The organism is Pseudomonas saudimassiliensis (assembly GCF_000939975.1).
GTDB lineage: Bacteria > Pseudomonadota > Gammaproteobacteria > Pseudomonadales > Pseudomonadaceae > Halopseudomonas > Halopseudomonas saudimassiliensis.
This window is the reverse complement of record NZ_LK391969.1, coordinates 2,822,081-2,847,282: the sequence shown is the minus strand read 5'-3', so window position 1 is coordinate 2,847,282 and position 25,202 is coordinate 2,822,081. Positions and strand designations below refer to the sequence as shown.

Here is a 25,202-nt window from a genome sequence, read left to right as displayed (position 1 = left end):
GGGAATGGGCGATCAGTGATCGCTCATCACCCGATAACTCCCCGCATGCACGATCCGCACATGGCAGGTCACTTCTTCCCGATCGGTATACAGCTGCTTGCAGGCGATGGTCGCGCGGATGCCGGCTTCGTCCAGCGCGTCCTGGACATGCTCCAGACACTGCACCACTTCCCGGTAACGCTGTTTCATCGGCAGCTTGAAGTTGACGATGGCTTCACGGCACCAGCCGCGGGTCAGCCAGCGGGCGAGCATGGCGCTGCTGCGGGCGGGCTTGTCGACGATGTCACAGACCAGCCATTGCACCGGCTTCTTCGGCTTGAACATGTAGCCGTCGGCCTCCACGTGCTCGACCTGGCCGCTGTCCATCAGGCTCTTGGCCATGGGGCCGTTGTCCACCGCAGTGACTTTCATGTGGCGGTTGACCAACTGCCAGGTCCAGCCGCCGGGTGCCGCGCCGAGGTCGACAGCGGTCATGCCCGGGGCGAGTCGCTGGTCCCATTCTTCCCGGGGGATGAAGTGGTGCCAGGCTTCTTCGAGTTTGAGGGTCGAGCGGCTGGGCGCTTCGCGGGGGACCTTGAGGCGGGGAATGCCCATCGGCCAGGGTGCCGAATTACCAGCCCAGGACCAGCCGACAAAGAGCCGTTCGCCGCTTTCGAAGCAGACGTGCAGGCGCGGTGCGTCGCTCTTGTTCGGGCGCACGAAACGGGTCTTGGTGAGGGCGGTTTCCAGCGGGCGGCCAAGTTTCTTGGTCAGCGCGGCCAGGGCCTTGCCGTCGTTGGTATCGGCGGTTTCCAGCCAGACGCTGGACGCAATGGGGCCCTTGGAGCAGGCGGTGATGATCGGCGAGATGCGATCCTCAGCCGGCACGTCGAGCCAGGTGCCAACGGCCCACTGGCGAACGAAGATCAACTGGCGAAAGTCGAGCTTGCGCATCAAGCGTCCGGCATCGCCCTCTTCCGGGCAGACAAACCGCACCACCGCCGCGCCGTCGCGGGTGATGGGATAGCCGGCAATGCCCTTCTGCGCGGACAACTCCTGCATCTCGGCAGCGGCCTCACTTTCAAAGCCCGGACGGCAGTGCAACAACAATTCCTGCATGGCAAACCCCAAGGAAAGATCGGGCGCTACTTTAACGCCGCGGGGGCGGCTGTACCAGCGGCATTGGTCGCGGGGTGGCAGATAGTTGGCGGACCCCGCTCCCCCTCTCCCCCGGCCCCTCTCCCGCGAGGGGAGAGGGGTGACTATTGCTGAGAAGCCGCGGAAGTACTTCCAGCTCGCAGCATGCACAGACAAAACTCCCTCTCCCCTCGCGGGAGAGGGTTGGGGAGAGGGGGGAGCCCATCAGTCAGCCCCTCAGCCCGCGCACCGCCCGGCAATCTCTTCCGCCACTACCGCTACATAAGGCAACCGATCAAAGCCTGCAAGTAATGAATCATACTCATCATCTAAATGGTAAACTTCGATTTTACTCATGATGAGAGATCAGACATGCTCGAACTTCGCCATCTTCGGACATTGGCCACCCTGCGCGAGGCCGGCAGCCTGGTGGAAGCGTCGGAGCGGTTGCATTTGACGCAGTCGGCGCTATCCCACCAGCTGAAGGACCTGGAACAGCGCCTGGGCGCCAGTCTGTTTGTGCGCAAGACCAAGCCGATCCGCTTCACCACCGCCGGGCTGCGGTTGCTGCGGTTGGCGGACAATGTGCTGCCCCAGGTGCGCCAGGCGGAGCGGGATCTGCAGCGGTTGTCGGGTGGCCAGGCTGGCCGGCTGCATATGGCGATCGAGTGTCACAGCTGCTTCCAGTGGTTGATGCCGACCATCGACCAGTTCCGCAATGCCTGGCCCGAGGTGGAGGTGGACTTTGCTTCCGGGTTCTTCTTTGCGCCCCTCCCCGCCCTGGCGCGCGGCGAGCTGGACCTGGTGGTGACGTCCGATCCGCAGGACATTCCGGGGCTCAGTTATGTGCCGCTGTTTACCTACCAGGCGATGTTGGCGATCGGTAATCAGCATCGGCTGACCGAGCGCAGTTATATCGAACCGCAGGATCTGGCGGGTGAGACATTGATCTGCTATCCGGTGGAGCGTAACCGCCTGGATATCTTCACCCAGTTCCTGGAGCCTGCCGGCGTCGAGCCCGCGGATGTGCGCAATGCCGAGCTGACCATCATGATGATGCAGCTGGTGGCCTCCGGCCGCGGCGTGTGCTGCCTGCCGAATTGGGCGATCACCGAATATCTGCAGCGGGGCTACGTCAGCGCCCGGCCGTTGGGGCGCGACGGGCTGTTTGGCACGCTCTACGCGGCGGTGCGGGAGGATATGTTGGATATGTCCTATATGCAGGATTTCTTGTTGACCGCCAAAGACATCTCTTTTGCGACTCTGGAAGGGGTGACGGCGAAGACGGGGTGAGGGGGAGCTGATATGAAATGTCCTGCGCGCTGATGGTGGCGGTCCTGGCGGCCCGCATTCGCCGCGGGGTCGCGCCTCCTACGATTCGTGTTGCTTGCAGGATTGTAGACCGCCGCGCCGGTACCGGCGGGCTGAGGGCGCCTTGGGTTGTCTTCTAGAACTATCCGAGCACTCTGAATCAGAAAACCGTCTCGCATTAGCACTTTGCCATCATAATGAGACCGTTACGCTAAAAACGAGAAATACATCAACCTGTCTCACTTTTCACCCTTATAGGCGAGTGTCGTCTTTCGAACCAGAGTCTAGGGTTTGTCTCGGGCTGGCGAATGCTGGCCTGCTATCCCTAAAAACAAAACCAACAAGAGATCCCTCCTCATGAAAGCACCTGCACTCAAGTTGACCGGTCTGGCTCTGGGCATGTTGCTCTCCGCCGGTGCCATGGCGACCAACCCTGGCAACCCTGATCCTGATCCTGATCCAGGCACAGGTTCTGGCTTCCCCGGCGTGTCCGATTTCGCTGCCAGCGGTCCCTTTTCGGTTACCAACAGCAACGTCAACACCACTTGCGCCGTCTATCGGCCGCGCACCCTGGGCGAAAATGGTCTGCGCCATCCCATCATTCTCTGGGGCAATGGCACCGGTAGCTCACCCAGCACTTACGGTAGCCTGCTGGAGCATTGGGCCAGCCACGGGTTCGTGGTGGCTGCGGCGCGTACTTCCAACGCCGGCTCTGGCGAGGAAATGATCGACTGCCTCGATTACCTGGTCGACCAGAACGGCCGCAGCACCGGTACCTTCGCCGGCAAGCTGAACGTCAACCGCGTCGCCACGGCCGGTCACTCCCAGGGTGGTGGCGGCAGCATCATGGCGGGCCAGGACAGCCGCGTGACAGCGACTGCCCCCTTCCAGCCGTACACCATTGGCCTGGGCCATCGCAGCTCGTCCCAAAGCAACCAGAGTGGTCCGATGTTCCTGATGACCGGGGGCGGCGACACCATTGCCTCCCCTACCCTCAATGCGCGGCCGGTATTCAACCGGGCCAACGTGCCGGTGTTCTGGGGTGAGCGGCGTTCGGTCAGCCACTTCGAGCCGGTAGGCAACGGTGGCGATTATCGTGGGCCGTCCACCGCCTGGATGCGTTATCACCTGATGGATGACGAGACTGCAGAGAGCACCTTCTACGGCAGCAACTGCGGCCTGTGCCGCGACAGCCGCTGGGATGTTCAGCGCAAGGGCATCAATTGACGCCTTGAACTGAGCCAAGGGCAGCACAGGGCCGGTCGCTTACACGGGACCGGCCCTGTGCTTGACCTGCCGCCGGGGCTCTAAACCCGCCGCCTCGCTGCCCCACCATTTGTCTCGCGTCATTACTGACTTGCGGACCGCACGGTCGCATTCGGTTTTACCATGGACGGGACACTTTTATCCTTGGTATCATCCAGCCATTATTTTAGGCATACGACACCAAGGCGCACCCTATGAGTACCCCAGCCACACCCCTGTCACTGGCTCTGTCCCAACGCAAATCCGATGAGCGCGCGACGCCGCTCACTGCTTTTCGCATGGCCCGCCGTTGGTGGCTTGAAGGTCGGCGGCTGAACCTGTCGCTGCTCGCCGAGGAACTGGGCATCGGCCGTGCCACGCTGATGCGCTGGGTGGGTAACAAGGACCTGCTGATGGGTGAGATCCTCTGGTCCCTGTACAAGAGCATCTACGACCAGGCGATCGAGAAGGCCCGCACTGACCACCCCGAGAAGGGCATCGATTTCCTCCATCAGATCTATACCGATGTGAATATCGCGCTGATCAACGCCAAGCCGATGCATGACTTTTTGGCGAGCGAGCCCCAGTGGGGCCTGCAGTTACTGACGTCCAATGTCTCGGGCCTGCAGCAACGCCTGATCGATGAATGGCAGGCGCTGTTTGAGGAAGAAATCCAGGCCGGGCGGATCAACCCGGAGATGGACGCCGACAGCCTGGCCTACTACATCATCCGTATCGGGGAAGGCGCTATCTATTGTGACCTGATCTGCGGTCGCACACCGGATCCGGAGCGTGCTGGCCAGGCGTTCCGTCTGCTGGTCAACGGTCACACCCGTTAACGTCGCCGCAGCGGCCACTCGATGATAAAGCAGGCTCCGCCGAGGGCCTGCGATGATTCCGCCTTCGCCCGGCCACTGTGCCAGTACATGATCCGGCGCACGATGGACAAGCCCAGCCCGTAGCCGCCCGATGCACGCGTGCGGCTCAAATCCATGCGCATGAAGGGCGTGAAGATCTTCTCCCGGTAGGCTTCGGGAATACCCGGGCCGTCATCTTCGATGAATATTCGACACAGCCCGTGCTGCACCCGAGTGGTGATCTGGACCTTGCTCACCGCGTGGCGCATGCCGTTGCTGATCAGGTTGGTGATCGCCCGCTGGATGTAGCGCGGCTCGGCGTCCACATGGCGACCAAGCCCCCAGGAATTGTCGACGTGCTCCAGCTGAATGGTGGCATCCAGCGGCGCCAGCTCGGCGATCACCTGGTCCACCATGCGTGGGATGTTGGTGCCCTTCATGGTAATGGCGGGTGCGCCCTGCTCCAGTCGGGCGTAGGTGAGGATCTCGTCGACTAGGCGGTCCAGTTCGCTCAGGTCGCCATCCATGCCGTCGACGAAGCGTTTGCGATCTTCCGGGCTGTCGGCGGTTTCGAGCATCTCCAGGCCGAAGCGCAGGCGCGCCACCGGGGTGCGCAGCTCATGGGAGACGGCGCCGATGGTTTCCCGCTGGATGCGCATCAGCCGCTGCACATGCCCAGCCATTTCATTGAACGCCCGGGCCAGCCGGCCAACCGAGTCCTCGGTGTCGATATGCACCCGCACATCCAGATTGCCGCTGCTGATATGCACCGCGGCGGACTCCAGCTCGCGCAGTCGCTGCTCGAGCTGGCGCACCAGCAGGTAGATCAACAGACCAATCAGGCTCAGGCCCAACAACCCCATGATGATCAACAGCTCCGGCGGATACGGACTCAGCTGATACAGCGGCCCCAGGTGCAGAATCCATTGGGTGTCGGGAATCCGCAGATACAGCATGATGGAGTAGCCATCCGGCCCGAGCGTCATGACGGTGTCACTTTCGTCCAGGCGGCGCAGCTGATCCGGCTCGAGGTTGGATTCGTGGCGCCGGGTCAGTTGCAAAGGATAGCCAAAGCCCTTCTCCCGGCGTATTTCCTGCAGCCGGGCCGGCATGTCGGACTCGGGCCGACGGACCAGTTCGTCGGCGATGAGAAACAGCGTGGCGCGGCCCAGTTGCTCGGAGATGTGCTGGATGTCCGCAGTCAGCACCACCTCTCCGGTCATATCCACCAACGCCAGTACCTGCACCTCTTCCTGCTCGGCCGGCCGGACCAGCACCCGACCGCGGATCAGCTTGTTCCAGCTGGAGGCATCCAGCTGCAGATCCTCCAGGGTGTGCAGTTCCAGCGGCACGCCCATCAGCCGCTCCCACAGGTTCAACGCCTGCAGCCGCTCAGAGGCGTCCATTGGCTGGAGATTGTCGGCCATCAACCGGAAGGTGCCGCTGGCGATGCGCTCGCGGTAGTCCTCTACACGCACGCCATTGATCAGGTGGACACTCATCAGCGCGACCAGTGACACCGTGACCAGTACTAGCAGCATCCCGCCATAGACGCGGAAGAAGATCGAGTTCACGGCAGGTTCGGCTCGGGTGCAACGAACAGGTAACCCTTGCTGCGCACCGTCTTGATCAGGCGCGGCATGTCGGGATCATCGCCAATCTTGGGACGGATGCGGGAGATGCGCACATCGATGGAGCGGTCCTGGCCGTCGTATTCGATGCCGCGCAGGGCGACGAAGGTTTCTTCACGGCTGAGAATCCGCCCGGCGTTGCTCGCCAGCAGCCACAACAGATCGAATTCGGCGCCGGTCAGGTCGATCAGTTCCTCGTTCAGCCAGGCCTCGCGGCGGGTGTGGTCAATTACCAATGCGCCGAAGGTGAGCCGGGTCGGCGGCGCGGCGACGGTGTCGGCTTCGGCCCGGCGCAGTAATACGCGGATGCGCGCCAGCAGTACCTGCGGGCGCACTGGCTTGGCGACAAAGTCATCGGCGCCCTGCTCCAGGCCCTGGATATGGTCCTGATCATCACTGCGGGCGGTCAGCATCAGTATGGGCCGGGCAAAGCCGCCTTCGCGCAGGCGACGGCAAATGGATAGGCCATCCTCGCCCGGCAACATCAGGTCCAGCACTACCAGCGCGGGCGGATCGGCCAGAATACGTTCAACCGCCCCGGTGCCGTCCTCGATCAATTCGACGCGCATGCCCTGCGACTGGAGAAACTCGCCGATCAGCGCGGCGAGCTTGATGTCGTCTTCGACAATGACAATACGTTCTTTATCTGCCTGCATTCCCGCTACCTTGGGTTACATCCGGAAGTAGAGGCAGATTGTATCATCGGCAAACAAAAAGGCCGGCGAAATGCCGGCCTTTGTTCAAGCGGATGGTGATCAGGCTTTGTCGATCTGATCTTTCAGGGCGCCTTTGGCTTTCCCTTTCACTTGCTGGGCTTCGCCCTTGCGCTCCTGCATGCGACCTTCAGCCTTGGTGCTCGGCTTGTCGCTCGCCTGTTTGGTCTTGCCGACCACTTCATTGACCTTGCCCTTCACCTTGTCTTTGGTAGCACTCATAATCCAAAACCTCTTTCAGTGGGGTACATAGTCTCTGACCAGGCGAAGCGACCAGGGGTTCAGTTATTTAACCAAAAGGACCGGTACTTTCACGTCATGCACTACCCGAGTGGCGACCGAGCCCATAACCAGGTTGCCCAGGCTGCCCATGCCGCGCGTGCCCATGACCACGGTGTCGCAGTTGTATTTCTTCACGGCTGCGACCACTTCACTGACGACCTCACCCACCACCTCGTGGGTCTCATGGCGAACGGAGGCTGCCTGCAGCATCTGCACCGCTTCGGCGTTGACCTGTGCGGCATGCTTGAGCGCGCCCTGGCGCAGATCCTCGAGCATGCTGGCCGGCACGTAGTTGCCATAAAGGTTGGCTTCGCGCTGGACGTTGAGCACATGGACCAGCAGGTCCGGATAGGCCCGGGCGGCTTCTACCAGGTAGGCGACCGCGCGCTTGGCCGATGACGAGCCGTCAAATGGTAACAATACGTTCTGCATAGCTATCCCCTTTCGTTGTCTGTCCTGCATCAAGGATAGTCGGTTAATCACCCTGTGGCCGTGATCTGCATCAAGAATGGGCGTTGTAGCCGCCTGGCAGAATAAGCGCACCGGCAAGGTGCAGGGCCGCGTTCACCTACATTACCCACACAGCAATTTTTTTCATAACCTACTGATTAATATAGTTTTTATAACGTTGGCAAGGTATTTGCCAAGGAAGATTAGCCAACCGATCCATACCGGATCATAGATAGGGAGTAGTACTATGAAAAAGCTCAGCACCTGCATTGCCGCCCTCAGCACCCTGGCCGTGACGGGCCTGACCCATGGGGAGTCCTTCGATACCGCAGTGGGTAGGATCGACTCCAGCATGAGCGTCACCCTGGCATCGGACTATATTTGGCGCGGCCAATCCCAGACCGCCGGCAAGGGCGCCATCCAGGGATCGCTGGATATCAGTCATGAGAGCGGCCTGTTTATCGGCACCTGGGCATCGAACGTTGACGACGAAGCCTTCGGCGGCGCCAGTGTTGAATGGGACTACTACGCAGGCTACGCGGGCGACATTACCGACGCACTCAGCTACGACCTGACCTGGGCTGCATATGAATATCCAGGCGGCGATGGTGACACCACCTACGAGGTCATCGGCAGCCTGAGCTTCAATGACCTGACCGTGGGCACCAAATATGCCTACCACCCCAGTTCCGCTATCTACGGCTTCGTCGGGTACGACATTGCGCTGCCCTACGAAACGACGCTGGGCTTGCACTACGGTTATACCGATACCAAGGACAGCCTGAGCGATGTCGAAAGTGGCGAGAGTTACCAGGATTGGGCAGTGTCGCTGAGCAAGACCGTTATCGGTCTGGACCTGGCGTTGATGTATTCGGACACCAGTTTGAAAAACGGCACATGTGAAGAGTGGTACGGCAAGGCCACGTACTGCGATTCCAACGTTACTGTGTCGGTGGCACGTTCGTTCTGATTCTGACCGCAGTTGCAGTCACGCCCGCTGTCGAGCTGGTGCTCGACAATCCCAGGGGGAGCTGCCAGACCGGGGTCGGGATCGCCGGGTCGCGACAATCCCAGAAAAGGTCGAGGTAAAGCTCGACCTTTTTCCATGAAGGGTCAGGCGCGCGGCAGGGTGACGCCGCGCTGGCCCTGGTATTTGCCGCCCCGATCCTTGTAGGACACTTCACAGGCCTCGTCGGATTCGAAGAACAGCATCTGCGCCACGCCTTCATTGGCGTAGATCTTCGCCGGCAGGGTAGTCGTGTTGGAAAACTCCAGGGTTACGTGGCCTTCCCACTCCGGCTCCAGCGGCGTCACGTTGACGATGATGCCGCAGCGGGCGTAGGTGCTCTTGCCCAGGCAGATGGTCAGCACGTTGCGCGGGATGCGGAAGTATTCCACGGTACGCGCCAGGGCGAAGGAGTTCGGCGGAATGATGCACACGTCACTCTTGACGTCGACGAAGCTCTTCTCGTCAAAGTGCTTCGGATCGACGGTGGCCGAATGGATATTGGTGAATACCTTGAATTCGTCGGCGCAGCGCACGTCGTAGCCGTAGCTGGACACCCCATAGGAAATCACCCGCTCACCCTCCTCGCCACGCACCTGGCGCTCGACGAAGGGTTCGATCATCCCATGTTCCTGGGACATGCGGCGTATCCAACGGTCCGATTTGATGCTCATGGGTTTGTCCTGATCCAAGCGTTTAAAAAGAGGGCTGCATATTACCGGGTATTGTCCCGACACTAAAGCCTTGCGCAGTTGGCGGATGCCATCGCGGCGAGGCGGTCCGGCGACCCGGCGACCCGGCGATCGGCGCCCCTCCTACATGAAGGAGCCGCACCGGGCTCCCATGTTCCTGTAGGAGCCCCGCCTCGGGGCGATTGGGCGATTGGGCGATTGGGCGATTGGGCGATCAATCGTCGCTGATGCTGATGTCGGGCATGGCGTTCATGCCGGTGCGGGCGGCGATGCGGGCGCCGACGTGGCGGGCCATGTCCTGGTAGATCATGCTGATCTGGCTTTCGGGTTCGGCGATGACGGTGGGTTTGCCGCCGTCGGCCTGCTCGCGGATCATCATCGACAGCGGCATGGACGCCAGCAGGTCGACACCGTACTCGTCCGACAACCGCTCCCCGCCGCCTTCACCGAACAGGTGCTCGGCGTGACCGCAGTTGGAACAGATGTGCACGGCCATGTTCTCCACCACGCCCAGTACCGGAATATTCACCTTGCCGAACATCTCGATCCCCTTGCGGGCATCCAGCAGGGCGATGTCCTGGGGCGTGGTGACGATGACCGAACCGGTGACGGGCACTTTCTGCGCCAGGGTCAGCTGGATGTCGCCGGTGCCCGGCGGCATGTCGATGACCAGGTAATCCAGATCCTCCCAGGCGCTCTGGGTCAGCAGCTGCATCAGCGCGCCGGAGACCATGGGGCCGCGCCAGGCCATGGGGGTGTTGTCGTCGGCCAGGAAGGCCATGGTCATGACCTGCACGCCATGGGCCCGCGGGGGAATGAAGAACTTCTGGTCGCGCACCTGCGGCCGGGTGCCGGAAGGCACGCCGAGCATCATGCCCATGCTGGGGCCATAGATATCGGCGTCCAGCACCCCCACCCGCGCGCCCTCGGCGGACAGCGCCAGGGCCAGGTTGACCGCGGTAGTGGACTTGCCGACGCCGCCCTTGCCGGAGGCCACAGCGATGATGTTCTTCACGTTGGCCAGGCCGGGAATGCTGCCCTGGGCTGGAGCGGCGGCCACTTCCCAGCGCACCTTGATCTCCGCGGAGGCGACGCCGGGCACATTTTCCACGGCCACCTTGAGCATCTGACCAATGCCATTGATGATGTTGTTCGCCGCATAGCCCAGGACGAGCTCGGCGCGCACCCGGTCGCCGTCGATCTGCAACGACCGCAGACAGCCTGAGGTGATCAGGTCGGTCTTTAGATAGGGGTCCTGATAGCTGGCCAGGGCCTGTTCTACGGCGGTGCGGTCAATCTGCGTCATGGCGTACATCCTATGGGAGACAAGATGCTCCCATGCTACTGCCTGGGACGCCGATTGACCACGCCGGATCACTCGGAACGCGTACGCGACTCGGCAGCGTCATCCGTAGCGTTGTCGGTATGGTCCAGCTCAGGCTGGGTTGGCGACTCGCCAGGGGAGATGCTGTCATTGGTGTCGGTTACCGGCACCGGCTCACCCGCCGTTTCCGGCGCGCCCTCTTCGACCAGCTCGAGCAGGGTGTTCAGCAGGTTCTCGCCACGGTCACCCACCATCTCGACGAACACATCGCGCACCGGCAGGCTGCGCTCGCGGAATACCGCGCGCTCTTCCGGCGTCAGGCGGATGATCTCGATGTCGCTGTTCTCGGTGATGATATCCAGGCGCTCGCTGTTGAGGCGGGTCTGCACGTCGTGGATATAGGGCACCAGCTCGACCACGGCCTCCTCGATCATCTCCTCCTGGTCATCGGACAGGTTGTCGTACCAGTCGGCGTTGGCCATGACGGTGGCGACGAACTGCGCCTGGTTGGCGAAGATCATGTAGTCCTGCACCTGGTAGAAATCCATTTCCTGGTGGGCGAACACCGGCTGGATGTTGGCGTCGAGCTGGCCCAGCTGCAGGCCGCTGTAGAGCTCGCCGTATTCCATGGTGGTGGGGTTGGCGCCGTAGGCGCTGTAGGTTTCGCGCAGCAGGCGGTTATCCATCGTGCGGATGGACAGGCCAGCAAAGTCCTCGGGCTTGCGCACCGGCTTGTTGGCGGTCCAGACCTGCCAGCCCTCGGGCACGATGGCCAGCGGATGCAGGTTGCGTTCGCGGAAGGCGTCGACCAGGTCGTCGTGCTTGCGGAAGCGTTCATCGTTGAGCAGTTGGGTATTGAGCTGCTCATCGTCGGTGAGGACGAAGTTCAGGCTGAACAGCTGGGACTCCGGCACGGTGCCGCCGAGAAAGCCCGAGCCGAACGCCAGCTGAACCGATCCAGCCTGCACCTGGTCATAAATATCAGTCAGGCCACCGAGCTGGCCGTAGGGGAACAGGCGGACTTCGACTTGTCCGTCAGACTTTTCACTGATGATTTCCGCGAAGCGGTTGGCATATTCATATTGAACACTGCCCTCGATCTCTTCCAACCCGAAACGCCAGACCTCGACCTGGCCGGTGGCCGGCTGTTCATCCCGCGCAGACTGGGCTTTTTCCTGCTCATCGTCGCCGCCGCAGGCCGCAAGAATCAATGCCGCAGCACCTACCCATCCATTTCGCCATTTCATGGAACATTCCTCATGTATTGTTCTTCGAAGCACGGGAAACAGTACCACAGACGCTCCCGATGTCCATTTATGGACCGTGCAAATGAAAAAAGATGCTGTATTTTGAATAAAACAAGCGCAGCGGTGGTGATTACCCTTCGTACCCTAACGATACTCGCACCATTTGCCGAACCAGGAAGGATCATATGCCCAAGCCCGCGGATGCGCCGGCCAACCCACTGTTCCGAGCACTGATGGTGCTCGACCGCTTCACCGAAGGGCTGGAGAAACTGATTCTCGGCGCCAGCGTGCTGTTCATGACCGGCCTGCTGGTGGCGCACGTGCTGGCGCGGCAATTATTCGACAGCGGCGTACCCGGGCAGGTCGAGCTGACCCAGTTCAGCCTGATCATCATGACCTTTGCCGGGCTGGGCTATGCGGTGCGGCGGGCCCGCCATATCGCCATGTCGGCCTTCTACGACCAGCTGCGTGGCCGCGCGCGCAAGGCGCTGCTGGTGCTGATCTGCCTGGTATCCGGGGCGATGATGCTGTTTCTCGCCTGGCACGCCTGGGATTACGTCAGCAGCATCCGCAACGTGGGGCGCAGCTCGGCGGCGCTCGGCATTGCCCTGTGGATCCCCTACTCCATAGCGCCCATCGGCTTTGCCCTGGCCGGCATCCAATACTGGCTGACCGCCGCCCGCAACCTCACTTCGCGCCAGCTCTATCGCTCCTTCACCGAGCTTGAGCGTTATGACGAGGTGCCCGTCGACGCCGCCACCGAGACAGGAGCGCCCTGATGCTGGCCCTGACCCTGATCGTCACCGTGATCCTGCTGTTGATGGGCTTTCCGATGATGCTGCCGCTGCTGGCGGCCAGCCTGATGTTGCTGTTCCTGGTGCTGCAGATGGACAACGTGGGCCTGTTGATCGGCCAGATGATCAGCGGCGTCCAGACCTGGGCATTGGCGGCGGTACCGCTGTTCATCTTCGCCGCAGACGTGATGACCCGCGGCCACACGGCCAATCGCCTGCTGGATCTGGTGCAGAGCTTCGTCGGCCATTTGCGCGGCGGCCTGCCGATCACCACAGCGGTCAGTTGCACCCTGTTCGGCGCGGTGTCGGGCTCGACCCAGGCGACTGTGGTGGCCATGGGCGGGCCGATGCGGCCCAAGCTGCTGGAGAAGGGCTATTCGGACAAGTTCAGCATCGCCCTGATCATCAATGCCAGTGACATCGCCCTGCTGATCCCGCCCAGTATCGGGCTGATCATCTATGGCGTGGTGTCCGGCGCATCCATCGGCGATCTGTTTATCGCCGGTATCCTGCCCGGCTTGTTGCTGCTGGTGCTGTTTTCCCTCTACTGCTGGATCGCGTCGATCCGCATGGGCATCGAGCCCGAGCCCAAGGCCACCTGGCTGTACCGCTGGCGCGCACTGAAGAAGGCACTGCTGCCGCTGGGCTTTCCGGTAGTAGTGGTGGGCGGCATCTACGGCGGTTTCTTCAGCCCGACTGAGGCCGCCGCCATTGCGGTGCTCTACGCGGTGATACTGGAAGTGGCGATCCTGCGCTCGGTGAAAGTAACGCAATTGTGGGATGTGGCGCTGTCGACCGGACTGATCACGGCGGTGGTGTTCATCCTGGTGGCTGCGGGCAATGCGTTTACCTATACCATTTCCTTCGCGGGCATCCCCCAGGCCATCCTCAATCCGATCATCGCCGACATCGGCCATAGCCAGGTGCTGGTGCTGTCGCTGATTGCCGTGTCCTTTTTCATTGGCTGCATGTTCGTCGATCCCATCGTCGTGATCCTGATCCTCACACCGCTGTTCAAGCCCGCTGTCGCGGCCGCCGGGCTGGATCCGGTGCATGTGGGCATCATCGTGGCCCTGCAGGCGGCTATCGGCTCGGCCACCCCGCCCTTCGGCTGCGATATCTTCACGGCGATGGCAATTTTCCGCCGACCCTACTTCGACGTGATCCGTGGTACGCCGCCCTTTATCGCGCTGCTGGTACTGGCGACCGTCATCCTGATCCTGTTCCCCTCCATCTCCCTGTGGCTGCCCTCGCTGGCCAGTTAGCATTACAAAAAATTACTATTGTTTGAGACAGTTCTGCCGATAAGGTGACTAGTCGCACATTGAGACAGCTTTGTCTTGATGATGCCAAGGACGACGTATAACAACGCCCGGAAAGGGGCATCGGGGGATTCATGCAGGCCACTTCCATACCCAACGACACCCGTACCGCATTACCTTCTTCCCCTGCTAGCGCTACTACGGGCGCCGGCCTAGCCCTGGCGATCTGTATAGTCAGCCTCGGCGGTCTGCTGCTCTGGCTCGGGGACGGCATGATCCGCGCGCTGACACTGGTGCTTATTGCCGTCTCGCTGGGACTGACCTGGCAGATGTTGCGACAGCCTCCGCGCGCGGCGTCCCTGGCCGAGCGCCTGGATCAGGCCAATGCGCTGCAGATAGACCTGGCGGCGGCGACCATCGCCGATGACTCCGCGGCGGGCCACGCCTTTGAGCGATTCAGCGCCCGGCTGCGCAGCATGCTGGTGGAGCTACAGCAGCAGAGCATGAGCATCGCCCTGGCGTCGGCCCGCAACCGGGTGCTGACCGAGCGTACGGAAAGCGAGGCCAAGGCCCAGCAGCAGCTGTCCGAGCTGATCTTCCAGGCCAGTGACCAGACCAGCAGTGCGCTGCAGGACATCGCTGCGCGCACCAGCAACATCACCGGCATGACCGCCCGCAACCTGGACGGCGCCCGGGCCTCCCAGGCACAACTGAGCGCGGCCTGCGATCGCATGCAGCAGATCAGTGAGGCGATGACCGGCTTCAAGTCGAACATCGAGGCGCTGGATGCCAGCTCGGCGCAGATTCGCAAAATCCTGACCACGGTGCAGGACTTCTCCGCCCAGACCAATATGCTGGCACTGAACGCGGCCATTGAAGCGGCCCGGGCCGGCGAGCAGGGGCGCGGCTTTGCCGTGGTGGCCGACGAGGTGCGCAACCTGTCGATCCAGGTCGGCAATGCTGCGGATCAGATCAATCAGCTGATGGAGCAGATGCTCGGCGCGATGAACGGCGCCGAGGAGCAGACCCTGCACATGCAGCAGCAGTCGGACAGCGCTGGCGTGGCGGTGCAGGCGGCGGCCAACCAGTTCGGCCAGATGGTCGAGGACTTCCAGCTGACCAACGACGATCTGCTGATGGTCAGCAGCGCCCTGGAGGAGCTGGCGGTCGGCAACCAGGAAACGCACCAGCACAGCAGCGCCATCCGCGACAGTAGCCTGACCATTAGCCGGAATATGGAGCAGAGTTTTGTACTGGCCGACAGTCAGCGTGATCAAAGCAATAACGCTTTGCAGACCCTGAGCCTGATCCGCCTGGGTGAAGGCCGGCTGGAACAGGTCAGTGACAAGCTGCTGGAGCGGCGCGGCCGGCTGGAAGCGGTGCTGCGGGAGCTGGATGAACAGGGCGTGGACGTGTTCGATCGCAATTATCGCGCGCTCAAGGACCAGCCGGGCAAACATGATGTCAGCTGGGCAGCGCCCTTCCGCCAACGGGTTCAGCCGTTGCTGGATGAGTGGGACCGCGGCGGAGAGGACGGCGTGCTTTATATGACCGCGATCGATGATCGCAGTTATATGGCTGCAGCACGTACCGCCGCGTCCCAACCGCTCACTGGCGATCCACGCAAAGATGCGATGCGCAGCACCCATATGCGTTTCACGATCACCAATCCAGTGGAACTGGAGAACCTGCGCAAGTGTACCTACATCAGCATGGGCACCTTTATTCTGCCGGACGGCCGGCCAATTTTCGTACTGTTCGTACCGCTCATGCTCAAGGACCGGCGCTGGGGCACCCTGACTGCCGGCGTCCTGCCCGCGGCGCTGGGGTTGCAGTAACGAGGCGCGGCATCCGCGAGATGAAGGCTTATGGTTGATCAGCTTTGATGTCCTGTTGAGTTGAGTTGAGCGGCTGTAGGCGCGGGGTGGGCTCGGATGGGTATTACTCCACTTCAGAACTCGCACCCCGCCATCCCTGGCGCTCGTGTGCGTCCGTCCATGGACGCACACGGTTCTGAAGTGGAGTAATACCCACCCGACCTGTAAGTTTCTGTTTCGCTGCGGGATAAAAGCCTTGGCCGTAGGCTGTGGATGTGGCTTTGCCGCGCCTGCCTTTACTTGCAGGCTCTTCGTTCACTCCTCGTTTTTTCCCCCATCCACACCTAGCCTCGCAGGGTGTAGGGTGTTTCCCCCTTTTCAGAACCGTGTGCGGCCAGGGACGGCCGCACACGAGCGCCATGGACGGCGGGTTGCGAGTTCTGAAAAGGGGGAAACACCCTGCGCCCCACGCACGATCTATCCGGCCCAGAACCGAAGGGATGACTACGAACGGAGACAGCCGGAGACAGCGGTGATACCGGCTGGTTTGGGTACGAGCTGGTGCTCGCACCCTCCCAGGGGAAGGTGCCCGGGGTTAGTTGAGCATGAAGGCTGCTGCTTGCTCCGCTGCCTGGTTGATGAGGTCGGCCTGGCTCAGGCCGCTGCTTTTCAGGGGCTTGAGGTCGTGGTCGCCGGTTTCGAGCCAGCTGACTTGCACCTGCGGGGACAAGGCGTAGCTAGCCACTTCATCGGGCTTGCCGAAGGGATCTCGCGTGCCTTGCAGAATAAGGGCTCGAGTTCGCAGCTCGGCCAGGTGCTCGGTGCGGGTCTTTTCCGGTTTGCCGGGGGGATGGAAGGGGTAGCCGAAGCAGATCAGTCCGGCGGGCTGCAGTTCGTCGGCCAGCAGGCTCGCCACCCTTCCCCCCATGGATTTGCCTCCTATATAAAGAGGCGTTGGCGCGGCGGCAAAATGCGCGCGGAACGATTCCAGTAGCACCGGCATGGGATTGGGTGGGCGTTTGCCGCCGGTCTCCCGGCGACTGGCCATATAGGGAAACTCGAAGCGCAGCACCCGGATACCGCGAACGGCCAGGGCGTCGGCCAGTTGGTTGAGGTAGTCGCTGTCCATGGGGGCGCCGGCGCCGTGGGCCAGCAACAGGGTGGCGCGCGTTGCGCCAATGGCCGGGGTCTCGAGAAAGGACGGGGTCAAGGGCTGCTCCAGCTCATCAGAATAAAGCCCCAAGCATATCAGCGAACCGCCGGCCTTGATCCTGGTCATCTGCGACATCATGCCACAGCGCCCAGCCGGAACCATCCCTTCACAGGCCCAACCCTTGGGCTTATCCTAGCAAGCCCGGTCAAAAGCACATCGCTGAAGACCGCCCGGCCCCTGGGCAGGCGCCACGAAATGACGCGGTATGGCCTTCCCCAACCAGCATCGCCATACCACGCACATTACACCGCACCGACCCTGAAGCCGGGCCATTACATTGACATGCGTCATTGCAAACAGTAGGGGCATTCCTCATACTTGCCGCCGCTTTGTCCCCCTTTAACCATTGCTATCCGTGGAATCTCTCGCATGAGCACAGCTACCACTCCGACAGCCTATAACTACAAGGTGGTACGCCAGTTCGCCGTCATGACGGTGGTCTGGGGTATCGTAGGTATGGCATTAGGTGTCTTCATTGCGGCCCAACTGGTTTGGCCCGCACTCAACTTTGACCTGCCCTGGACCAGCTTCGGCCGCCTGCGCCCGCTGCACACCAACGCAGTGATCTTCGCCTTTGGCGGTTGTGCGCTGATGGGCACGTCTTTCTATGTGGTGCAGCGCACTACACAGGCGCGCCTGTGCTCCGACGCGATGGCTGCCTTCGTGTTCTGGGGATGGCAGGCAGTGATCCTGCTGGCCGTGATCACCCTGCCGCTGGGCTTCACTACCACCAAGGAATACGCTGAGCTGGAATGGCCCATCGACATCCTCATCACGGTGGTGTGGGTGGCCTATGCCATGGTGTTCTTCGGCACCATTGCCAAGCGCAAGATGAAGCACATCTACGTAGCCAACTGGTTCTACGGTGCCTTCATCATCACCATTGCCATCCTGCATATCATCAACAACCTGGAAATGCCGGTCAGCATGTGGAAGTCCTACTCCCTCTACTCTGGCGCGACTGACGCCATGGTGCAGTGGTGGTACGGCCACAACGCAGTAGGCTTCTTCCTGACTGCCGGCTTCCTCGGCATGATGTACTACTTCGTGCCCAAGCAGACCGAGCGTCCGGTGTACTCCTATCGCCTGTCCATCGTGCACTTCTGGGCACTGATCGGTCTGTACATCTGGGCTGGCCCGCACCACCTGCACTACACCGCGCTGCCTGACTGGGCGCAGACCCTGGGCATGGTGATGTCGCTGATCCTGCTGGCTCCGAGCTGGGGTGGCATGATCAACGGGATGATGACCCTGTCCGGTGCCTGGCACAAACTGCGCACCGACCCGATCCTGCGCTTCCTGGTGGTGTCCCTGGCGTTCTACGGCATGTCGACCTTCGAAGGCCCGATGATGGCGATCAAGACCGTCAACGCCCTGTCGCACTACACCGACTGGACCATCGGCCACGTACACGCCGGCGCTCTGGGCTGGGTTGCGATGATCTCTATTGGTGCCATCTACCACATGTTGCCGAAGGTGTTCGGTCGTAACGAGATGTACTCGATCGGCCTGATCAACGCCCACTTCTGGTTGGCGACCATCGGTACCGTACTGTACATCGTCTCCATGTGGGTCAACGGCATCACCCAGGGCCTGATGTGGCGCGCGGTGAACGTGGACGGCACCCTGACCTACTCCTTCGTCGAAGCGCTGGAAGCCAGCCATCCGGGCTTCATTGTCCGCTGGATTGGTGGTGTGTTCTTCCTGCTGGGCATGCTGCTGATGGCCTATAACAGCTGGCGCACCATCCGTGCTGCCAAGCCGGCCGATGCTCACGCCGCAGCACAGATCGCCTGAGGAATTGATTGATGAAACAGCATGAGATAGTTGAAAAGAACGTTGGTCTGCTGATCGTGCTGATTGTGATCGCAATCAGCTTCGGTGGCCTGACCCAGATCGTGCCGCTGTTCTTCCAGGACGAAACCACCCAGCCGGTGGAGGGCCTGCGGCCCTACACCGCGCTGGAGCTGGAAGGCCGCGACATCTACATCCGCGAAGGTTGCGTCAGCTGCCACTCGCAGATGATTCGTCCGTTCCGCTCCGAGACCGAGCGTTATGGTCATTACTCCGTCGCCGGTGAAAGCGTCTGGGAACACCCCTTCCTGTGGGGCTCCAAGCGTACCGGTCCGGACCTGGCCCGTGTCGGCGAGCGTTACTCCGACGACTGGCACCGCGCGCACCTGATCAACCCGCGTGACGTGGTGCCCGAGTCGAAGATGCCGTCGTACCCCTGGTTGCAGGAAAACATCCTGACTGGCAAGCACACTGCCCGGAAGATGGAAGTCATGCAGAAGCTGGGCGTTCCGTACACCGATGAAGACATCGCTGGTGCCGCTGAAGCAGTCAAGGGCGTAGCTGAAATGGATGCCCTGATTGCCTACCTGCAGCACCTGGGCACTGTCATCTCCGACCGCCGGTAACCCACAATGGATATCAACACTCTACGCGGCATCGCCACCATCTTCGCCATGGTGGCCTTTATTGGCATCGTGATATGGGCCTACAGCTCATACAAGAAGAAGGATTTTGATGAGGCCGCTCAGCTACCCTTCGCCGACGACGATGAAGACCAGAAGACGCGGGAGCAGCAAGACACCAGGAGTAATGAAAAATGAGTAATTTCTGGAGCGGGTATATCATTGCCCTCACCGTGGTCTTCCTTGTCCTGATCACCTGGCTGCTGTTCGCCACGCGCAAGGGCCAGCGGCCGGACCAGACCAACAGCACTACCGGTCACGAGTATGACGGCATCGCCGAACTGGATAACCCCCTGCCCCGCTGGTGGTTCATGCTGTTCGTGGCGACTCTGGTCTTCACCGTGATCTACCTGATCCTGTACCCCGGCATGGGCAAATGGCCGGGCGTACTGGGCTGGACCCAGGTCAACCAGTACGAGCGTGAAGTAGAGCGTGCCGAAGAGCAGTTTGCACCGATCTTCGCCCGTTACACCGACCTGTCGATCGCCGAAGTAGCCCGTGATGAAGAAGCGCGCCGTATCGGTCAGCGCCTGTTCGCCACCAACTGCTCGGTGTGCCACGGTTCCGACGCCCGGGGTGCCTTCGGCTTCCCGAACCTGACCGACAACGACTGGCTGTGGGGCGGCGAGCCCGAGCAGATCCTCACCACCCTGCAGCGCGGCCGTCAGGCTGCCATGCCGGCCTGGTTGGCGGTCGTTGGCGAGGAAGGTGTACGTAACGTGTCTGGCTATGTTCGTAGCCTGGCGGGCCTGGAATCCGAAGGTGTGGATATCGAAGCCGGCCAGAAGGTCTTCGCGGCCAACTGCGTGGCCTGCCACGGTCCGGACGGCAAGGGTAACCCGCTGCTGGGCGCGCCCAACCTGACCGATGATGTATGGCTGTACGGTTCCAGCATGCTGCAGGTGCAACACACCGTACGTGCCGGTCGTAACGGTAACATGCCGTCCCAGGCTCACCTGGGTGACGACAAGCTGCACATGCTGGCGTCCTACGTCTACGGCCTCTCGCTGGAAGACAAGTAACCCCCGCGCGACGCCCTGTCGCATGGTGTGATGCGCCCGACCCGGTTATTCTGGTCGGGCGCATTCGCGTATCCCTGACCAGCACTGCTCTGGCCAGGCGTCCCTCCTCTTAACGATATGGTCAGCCTGATATATGAGCGAGAAGATACCCGTTAAAGACATTTCCCCGGACAAGATAGAAACAGTCGACCTGTACGCCAAGCGCGAGAATATTCATACGCGCTCTTATAAGGGTTTTTTCAAGAACATCCGTCTGGCAGGTGTGGCGGCGCTGTTCCTGCTGTTCTTCGGTACCGCGTGGCTGAATGTCGACGGGCGCCAGGCCGTGCTGTGGGACCTGCCGGCACGCCAGTTCCATATCTTCGGCGCCACTTTCCAGCCGCAGGACTTCTTCCTGCTGTCCTTCCTGCTGATCATCTGCGCCTTCGGCCTGTTCTTCATCACTACCTTTGCCGGCCGTATCTGGTGTGGTTATACCTGTCCGCAAACCGTGTGGACCTGGATTTTCATGTGGGCCGAGCGCGTCACCGAGGGTGAGCGCAACGCCCGCATCAAGCTCGACGCTGCCCCCCTGAGCGCCAACAAGGTGCTGCGCCGCAGCGCCAAGCACACCTTGTGGGTGCTGGTCTCGCTCGTCACCGCGCTGACCTTTGTCGGTTATTTCACCCCCATCCGCGGGCTGCTGGTCGACCTGGTGACCTTCAACCTCAACGGCTGGGCGGCGTTCTGGATCTTCTTCTTCACCGCGGCGACCTACATCAACGCCGGCTGGCTGCGCGAGCAGGTGTGCTTCTACATGTGCCCCTATGCCCGCTTCCAGAGCGTGATGTTCGACAAGGACACCATGGTGGTGACCTATGACTATAACCGGGGCGAGGACCGCGGCCCGCGCAAGAAGGGCGTGGAGCCTGCCGAGCTGGGCCTGGGTGACTGCATCGATTGCACCATGTGCGTCCAGGTCTGCCCTACCGGCATCGACATTCGTGACGGCCTGCAGCATGAGTGCATCCAGTGCGCGGCCTGTATCGATGCCTGTGACGACGTCATGGACAAGATGGGCTACGAACGCGGCCTGATCCGCTACACCACCGAGCACAACATGGCCGGGCAGAAGACCCGCGTGTTGCGTCCGCGCCTGATCGGCTACGGCGCCGCCCTGCTGCTGATGATCGGCATGTTCGTCGTCACCGTCGGCAACATGGCCCAGGTGAACCTCGACGTGCAGCGCGACCGCAACGTCCTGTATCGGGAAGCGCGTGGCGGGGCCATTGAAAACGTGTACATAATCAAGGTCATGAACAAGGGCCAGGAAACCCGCACCTTCACCCTGGCAGTTGAAGGCCATCCGGAGCTGGATCTGGTCATGTCCGCCGACCGGCTCACCGTTGAGCCAAGCAGCCTGCTGCAAGTACCGGTGAACGTGCAACTGGAGCCCGAGTTCATGGAAGGCACCAATATGCCGATCACCTTCATTGTTACCGCCGCCGATGATGACAGCGTCTCGGCCACCTCCGAAAGCCGCTTCATGGGCCCGACAGTCAGGTAAACATATGCGCAACGACGACAATATTCCTCCGTGGTACAAGCAGTTCTGGCCCTGGTTCCTGATCAGCATCCTGGTGTTTGCCGTGGTCATCGGCATGGGCCTGCTGTATGTCTCCCAGCTCAATCCCGACAGCATGGTGCGTGACAACTATTACAAGGAAGGCCGCGCGATCAACATGCATATGGGCCGCGATCACCGCGCCAGCGAGCTCGGCCTGCACGCCGAGTTCAGCATCGACGAGGTGACCGGTGATGTCAGCCTGCGACTGGACGGCGAGCTCGACGCCCTGCCGCCCCAGCTGCTGCTGGAGCTCATGTCGCCGACCCATGCCGAGCGGGACCGCAGCCTGGTGTTGCAGCAGATTGCCGACAATCACTACACCGGCCAGCTGGAGCACAGTATCCAGGGCCGGCATTATGTCGACCTGAGCGACCCGGCCCAGCCGGGTGAAGACGGCTGGCGCCTGACCGGCGAGATCACCCTGGTCATGGGACAGCAGCACCAGCTCTCGGCAAAATGACCCAACCCACCCCCTGCTATCACTGCGGCGAACCGGTTCCGGCCGGCTCGTCGTGGTTCAGCACCATCCTCGGTGAACAGCGCGCCATGTGCTGTCCCGGTTGCCAGGCGGTGGCCGATGCCATCGTCGCCGGCGGCCTGGAGTCCTACTACACCCACCGTACGGAGAACTCCGCCAACCCCGAAGCCCTGCCCCAGGCGCTGCAGGATGAGCTGGAGATGCTGGATCGCAGTGACGTGCAACAACGCTATGTGCGCAGCGATGGTGACCAGCAGCAGATCGAACTGCTGATCGAGGGCATCAGCTGCGCCGCCTGCGGCTGGCTGATCGAGAAACGCCTGATGCAGATGCCCGGCGTGGTCGAGGCAACGCTGAACCTGGGCAACAACCGACTGAACCTGGCTTGGGATGCCACGCAGACCCGGCTGTCCGTGCTGCTTGGCGAGATCAAGCGTATCGGCTACGCCGCCCACCCCTACGAGCCGGACAAGGCCAGCGAACAGATCGCCCGGGAGAATCGCCAGTACCTGCGCCGCCTGGGCCTGGCCGGCCTGATGTTCATGCAGGTGATGATGGCCACAATGGCCCTGTGGGATGGGTTCAACCAGGACGTAACGCCGGCCATGGCAGTTACCCTGCGCTGGGCGGCGCTGATCCTGACCACCCCGGTGGTGCTCTACAGCTGCGCGCCCTTCTTCCGCGGCGCCTGGCGCGACCTGAAAAATCGCCGCCTGAGCATGGACGTGTCCGTCTCCATGGCCATCGGCAGCGCCTATGCTGCGGGCATCTGGGCGACCCTGACCAGCTCCGGGGAGATCTACTTCGATTCGGTGGTGATGTTCGCCTTCTTCCTGCTGGCGGGCCGCTACCTGGAACGCCGCGCCCGCCAGCGCACCGTGGAGAGCACCGCCAAGCTGGTCAACCTGCTGCCGCCCAGCACCCTGCGGGTCGATGCCGAGGGTCAGCCGCAGCGCATCATGCTCGAAGAGGTGCAGCCCGGTGATCTGCTGGAGATCAAGCCCGGGGAAAGCATTCCCGCCGACGGGGTGATTACCCGCGGCGTCAGCAGCATTGACGAATCGGCCCTGTCCGGTGAATACCTGCCCCTGGCCAAGCAGGTGGGCGACCGGGTAACCGCCGGTACCATGAACGTCGAGGGGCCGCTGCAGATCCAGGTCAGCGCCGTGGGCAGTGATACCCGGCTGTCGGCCATCGTCCGCCTGCTCGAACGCGCCCAGGCGGACAAGCCGCGCCTGGCCCGCCTTGCCGACCAGGTTGCGCAGTACTTCCTGATTACCGTGCTGATTTCCATCGTGGTGGTCGGCGGCGCCTGGTGGTGGCTGGTCAATGGCGAAACGGCCTTCTGGATCATCATCGCCATGCTGGTCGCCACCTGCCCCTGCGCCCTGTCGCTGGCCACCCCGACCGCCCTGACCACTGCCACCGGCAGTTTGCAGAAGCTCGGCCTGTTGATTACCCGCGGCCATGTGCTGGAAGGCCTGAACAAGATCGACACGGTGATTCTCGACAAGACCGGTACCCTGACCGAAGGGCGCATGACGCTGGAGCGGATTGTTGCCTTCCCCGGTCAGGACGGCGAGCGCGCCCTGCAACTGGCGCGGATGATCGAGTCCCGTTCCGAACACCCCATCGCCCGGGCCTTCGGGCGCAGCGCCAGCCAGGCCGAGAGCGTGACCAGCCACCCCGGCCAGGGCCTGGAAGGCCGTTGCGGCGGGCAATTGCTGCGCATCGGCAAGCCGGCCTATGTGGCCGAGCTGGGTGATTGGGCAGCGCCCGCGCTGCCTGACGAAGCCGGCCAGTGGTTGCTGATCGGCAATGCCAGCGGACCGCTGGCCTGGTTCGTGCTCAATGATCGCCTGCGCAGCGATACGGCTCAACTGATCAGCCAGCTCAAGGGCCGTGGGCTGCGCGTGGTACTGCTGTCGGGTGACCATGCTCCGGTGGTTGAGCGCATGGCCCGGCAGCTGGGTATTGCCGAGGCCATCGGCAACGCCACCCCGGCGGACAAACTGGCCTTCGTCCAGCAGCTGCAGCACGCGGGCGCCCAGGTGTTGATGCTGGGCGATGGCGTCAACGATGTGCCGGTGCTGGCCAGTGCCAATATCTCGGTGGCCATGGGCGAAGCCTCGGACCTGGCCAAGACCAGCGCCGACGCGGTGCTGCTCAGCAGCCGCCTGCAGGCCCTTGACGATACCTTCACCGTGGCTCGCCGCACGCGCCGAATCATGATCCAGAACCTGTTCTGGGCGGGCGCCTATAATGCCGGAATACTACCGCTGGCGGCGCTGGGCCTGGTGTCGCCTGCGCTGGCCGCGGCGGGAATGTCCGCCAGCTCGCTGCTGGTGGTGCTCAATGCCCTGCGGCTCAACCGCCTGCCCCGTAGCACGCGCCGCGGGCGCCAGGCCGCCATGCCATTACAGGAGCAGCTCGCATGACCATTCTCTATATCCTGGTGCCGGTCGCCATTGTCTTGGTGATCATTGCCATCTGCGTCTTCAACTGGGCAGTCAACAACGGGCAGTACGACGACCTCGACAGCCCGGCCCATAGCATCCTGTTCGACGAGGAAGACCCCGCGCACCTGTCCGCCGCCCAGAAGGCCCGGAAACAGGACGCGCCAGCCAAGGACGACAAGCCCCACGGGGATGACACCTGA

24 protein-coding genes are annotated in these 25,202 nt (G+C 62.1%); 15 read left to right on the top strand and 9 right to left on the bottom strand.

Annotated elements, in window-relative coordinates; genetic code table 11:
• Nucleotides 1-12: 12 nt before the first annotated feature.
• The gene (gene rlmM / locus VG99_RS13160; protein ID WP_044500642.1) at nt 13-1,098 is read right to left on the bottom strand and encodes a 23S rRNA (cytidine(2498)-2'-O)-methyltransferase RlmM; all 1,086 of its coding nucleotides are present in this window, start codon (nt 1,096-1,098) and stop codon (nt 13-15) included.
• A 390-nt stretch (nt 1,099-1,488) separates the two neighbouring features.
• Here rlmM and VG99_RS13155 point away from each other — a divergent pair, with 390 nt between their 5' ends.
• From VG99_RS13155 to VG99_RS13145, 3 genes are all read left to right on the top strand, one after another.
• The gene (locus tag VG99_RS13155; RefSeq protein ID WP_044500640.1) at nt 1,489-2,409 is read left to right on the top strand and encodes a LysR family transcriptional regulator; all 921 of its coding nucleotides are present in this window, start codon (nt 1,489-1,491) and stop codon (nt 2,407-2,409) included.
• 375 nt (nt 2,410-2,784) lie between these two features.
• Nucleotides 2,785-3,654, top strand: coding sequence for a poly(ethylene terephthalate) hydrolase family protein (locus VG99_RS13150; RefSeq protein WP_044500638.1), 870 nt, complete (start codon nt 2,785-2,787; stop codon nt 3,652-3,654).
• Between the two features lie 233 nt (nt 3,655-3,887).
• Nucleotides 3,888-4,511, top strand: coding sequence for a QsdR family transcriptional regulator (locus tag VG99_RS13145; protein WP_052508805.1), 624 nt, complete (start codon nt 3,888-3,890; stop codon nt 4,509-4,511).
• On the opposite strand, the gene VG99_RS13140 is transcribed toward VG99_RS13145, so the two are convergent.
• The 4 genes from VG99_RS13140 to VG99_RS13125 form a co-directional block, all read right to left on the bottom strand.
• Complete coding sequence (locus VG99_RS13140) at nt 4,508-6,103, bottom strand: ATP-binding protein (protein ID WP_044500636.1); 1,596 nt, start codon at nt 6,101-6,103, stop codon at nt 4,508-4,510. The two genes, VG99_RS13145 and VG99_RS13140, sit on opposite strands and share 4 nt — an antisense overlap.
• Nucleotides 6,100-6,816 carry a response regulator gene (locus VG99_RS13135; protein ID WP_044500634.1) on the bottom strand — a complete coding sequence of 239 codons (717 nt, stop codon included), beginning with the start codon at nt 6,814-6,816 and terminating at the stop codon, nt 6,100-6,102. The genes VG99_RS13140 and VG99_RS13135 overlap by 4 nt, the downstream gene beginning before the upstream one ends.
• Nucleotides 6,817-6,915: 99 nt before the next feature.
• Complete coding sequence (locus VG99_RS13130; protein ID WP_044500632.1) at nt 6,916-7,095, bottom strand: CsbD family protein; 180 nt, start codon at nt 7,093-7,095, stop codon at nt 6,916-6,918.
• Nucleotides 7,096-7,158: 63 nt separating this feature from the next.
• The gene (locus VG99_RS13125) at nt 7,159-7,587 is read right to left on the bottom strand and encodes a universal stress protein (RefSeq protein ID WP_044500630.1); all 429 of its coding nucleotides are present in this window, start codon (nt 7,585-7,587) and stop codon (nt 7,159-7,161) included.
• A 265-nt stretch (nt 7,588-7,852) separates the two neighbouring features.
• Between VG99_RS13125 and VG99_RS13120 the strand changes: the two genes are divergently transcribed.
• Nucleotides 7,853-8,575 (top strand): TorF family putative porin, encoded by a 723-nt coding sequence (locus VG99_RS13120; protein WP_044500628.1) that lies wholly within the window; start codon nt 7,853-7,855, stop codon nt 8,573-8,575.
• 143 nt (nt 8,576-8,718) lie between these two features.
• Here VG99_RS13120 and dcd read toward each other — a convergent pair whose 3' ends face one another.
• From dcd to VG99_RS13105, 3 genes are all read right to left on the bottom strand, one after another.
• Complete coding sequence (dcd, locus tag VG99_RS13115; RefSeq protein ID WP_044500626.1) at nt 8,719-9,285, bottom strand: dCTP deaminase; 567 nt, start codon at nt 9,283-9,285, stop codon at nt 8,719-8,721.
• Between the two features lie 232 nt (nt 9,286-9,517).
• The gene (gene apbC, locus VG99_RS13110; RefSeq protein ID WP_044500624.1) at nt 9,518-10,609 is read right to left on the bottom strand and encodes an iron-sulfur cluster carrier protein ApbC; all 1,092 of its coding nucleotides are present in this window, start codon (nt 10,607-10,609) and stop codon (nt 9,518-9,520) included.
• Nucleotides 10,610-10,677: 68 nt separating this feature from the next.
• The gene (locus tag VG99_RS13105) at nt 10,678-11,874 is read right to left on the bottom strand and encodes a TRAP transporter substrate-binding protein (protein ID WP_082050051.1); all 1,197 of its coding nucleotides are present in this window, start codon (nt 11,872-11,874) and stop codon (nt 10,678-10,680) included.
• A 185-nt stretch (nt 11,875-12,059) separates the two neighbouring features.
• Here VG99_RS13105 and VG99_RS13100 point away from each other — a divergent pair, with 185 nt between their 5' ends.
• The 3 genes from VG99_RS13100 to VG99_RS13090 all read left to right on the top strand — a co-directional run bounded on the left by VG99_RS13100 (nt 12,060) and on the right by VG99_RS13090 (nt 15,768).
• The gene (locus tag VG99_RS13100) at nt 12,060-12,653 is read left to right on the top strand and encodes a TRAP transporter small permease (protein ID WP_076939755.1); all 594 of its coding nucleotides are present in this window, start codon (nt 12,060-12,062) and stop codon (nt 12,651-12,653) included.
• A complete protein-coding gene (locus tag VG99_RS13095) occupies nt 12,653-13,933 on the top strand; it encodes a TRAP transporter large permease (protein ID WP_044500622.1) in 1,281 nt (426 codons plus the stop codon). The genes VG99_RS13100 and VG99_RS13095 overlap by 1 nt, the downstream gene beginning before the upstream one ends.
• 131 nt (nt 13,934-14,064) lie before the next feature.
• Nucleotides 14,065-15,768 (top strand): methyl-accepting chemotaxis protein, encoded by a 1,704-nt coding sequence (locus VG99_RS13090; RefSeq protein WP_082050050.1) that lies wholly within the window; start codon nt 14,065-14,067, stop codon nt 15,766-15,768.
• A 574-nt stretch (nt 15,769-16,342) separates the two neighbouring features.
• Here the strand turns inward: VG99_RS13090 and VG99_RS13085 are convergent.
• A complete protein-coding gene (locus VG99_RS13085; RefSeq protein ID WP_239419904.1) occupies nt 16,343-16,957 on the bottom strand; it encodes an alpha/beta family hydrolase in 615 nt (204 codons plus the stop codon).
• A 372-nt stretch (nt 16,958-17,329) separates the two neighbouring features.
• Here VG99_RS13085 and ccoN point away from each other — a divergent pair, with 372 nt between their 5' ends.
• The 8 genes from ccoN to ccoS all read left to right on the top strand — a co-directional run bounded on the left by ccoN (nt 17,330) and on the right by ccoS (nt 25,202).
• Complete coding sequence (gene ccoN / locus VG99_RS13080) at nt 17,330-18,757, top strand: cytochrome-c oxidase, cbb3-type subunit I (protein ID WP_044500619.1); 1,428 nt, start codon at nt 17,330-17,332, stop codon at nt 18,755-18,757.
• An 11-nt stretch (nt 18,758-18,768) separates the two neighbouring features.
• Nucleotides 18,769-19,380, top strand: a complete 612-nt coding sequence (ccoO, locus tag VG99_RS13075; RefSeq protein ID WP_044500618.1) for a cytochrome-c oxidase, cbb3-type subunit II — start codon at nt 18,769-18,771, stop codon at nt 19,378-19,380.
• A 6-nt stretch (nt 19,381-19,386) separates the two neighbouring features.
• Nucleotides 19,387-19,575 carry a CcoQ/FixQ family Cbb3-type cytochrome c oxidase assembly chaperone gene (locus tag VG99_RS13070; RefSeq protein WP_044500616.1) on the top strand — a complete coding sequence of 63 codons (189 nt, stop codon included), beginning with the start codon at nt 19,387-19,389 and terminating at the stop codon, nt 19,573-19,575.
• Complete coding sequence (gene ccoP / locus VG99_RS13065) at nt 19,572-20,459, top strand: cytochrome-c oxidase, cbb3-type subunit III (RefSeq protein ID WP_044500614.1); 888 nt, start codon at nt 19,572-19,574, stop codon at nt 20,457-20,459. Before VG99_RS13070 ends, ccoP begins: the two co-directional genes overlap by 4 nt.
• Before the next feature lie 133 nt (nt 20,460-20,592).
• Nucleotides 20,593-22,005, top strand: a complete 1,413-nt coding sequence (ccoG, locus tag VG99_RS13060; protein ID WP_044500612.1) for a cytochrome c oxidase accessory protein CcoG — start codon at nt 20,593-20,595, stop codon at nt 22,003-22,005.
• A 4-nt stretch (nt 22,006-22,009) separates the two neighbouring features.
• Nucleotides 22,010-22,525 (top strand): FixH family protein, encoded by a 516-nt coding sequence (locus VG99_RS13055; RefSeq protein WP_044500610.1) that lies wholly within the window; start codon nt 22,010-22,012, stop codon nt 22,523-22,525.
• The gene (locus tag VG99_RS13050) at nt 22,522-24,981 is read left to right on the top strand and encodes a heavy metal translocating P-type ATPase (RefSeq protein WP_044500608.1); all 2,460 of its coding nucleotides are present in this window, start codon (nt 22,522-22,524) and stop codon (nt 24,979-24,981) included. Before VG99_RS13055 ends, VG99_RS13050 begins: the two co-directional genes overlap by 4 nt.
• Nucleotides 24,978-25,202, top strand: a complete 225-nt coding sequence (gene ccoS / locus VG99_RS13045; protein ID WP_044500606.1) for a cbb3-type cytochrome oxidase assembly protein CcoS — start codon at nt 24,978-24,980, stop codon at nt 25,200-25,202. Before VG99_RS13050 ends, ccoS begins: the two co-directional genes overlap by 4 nt.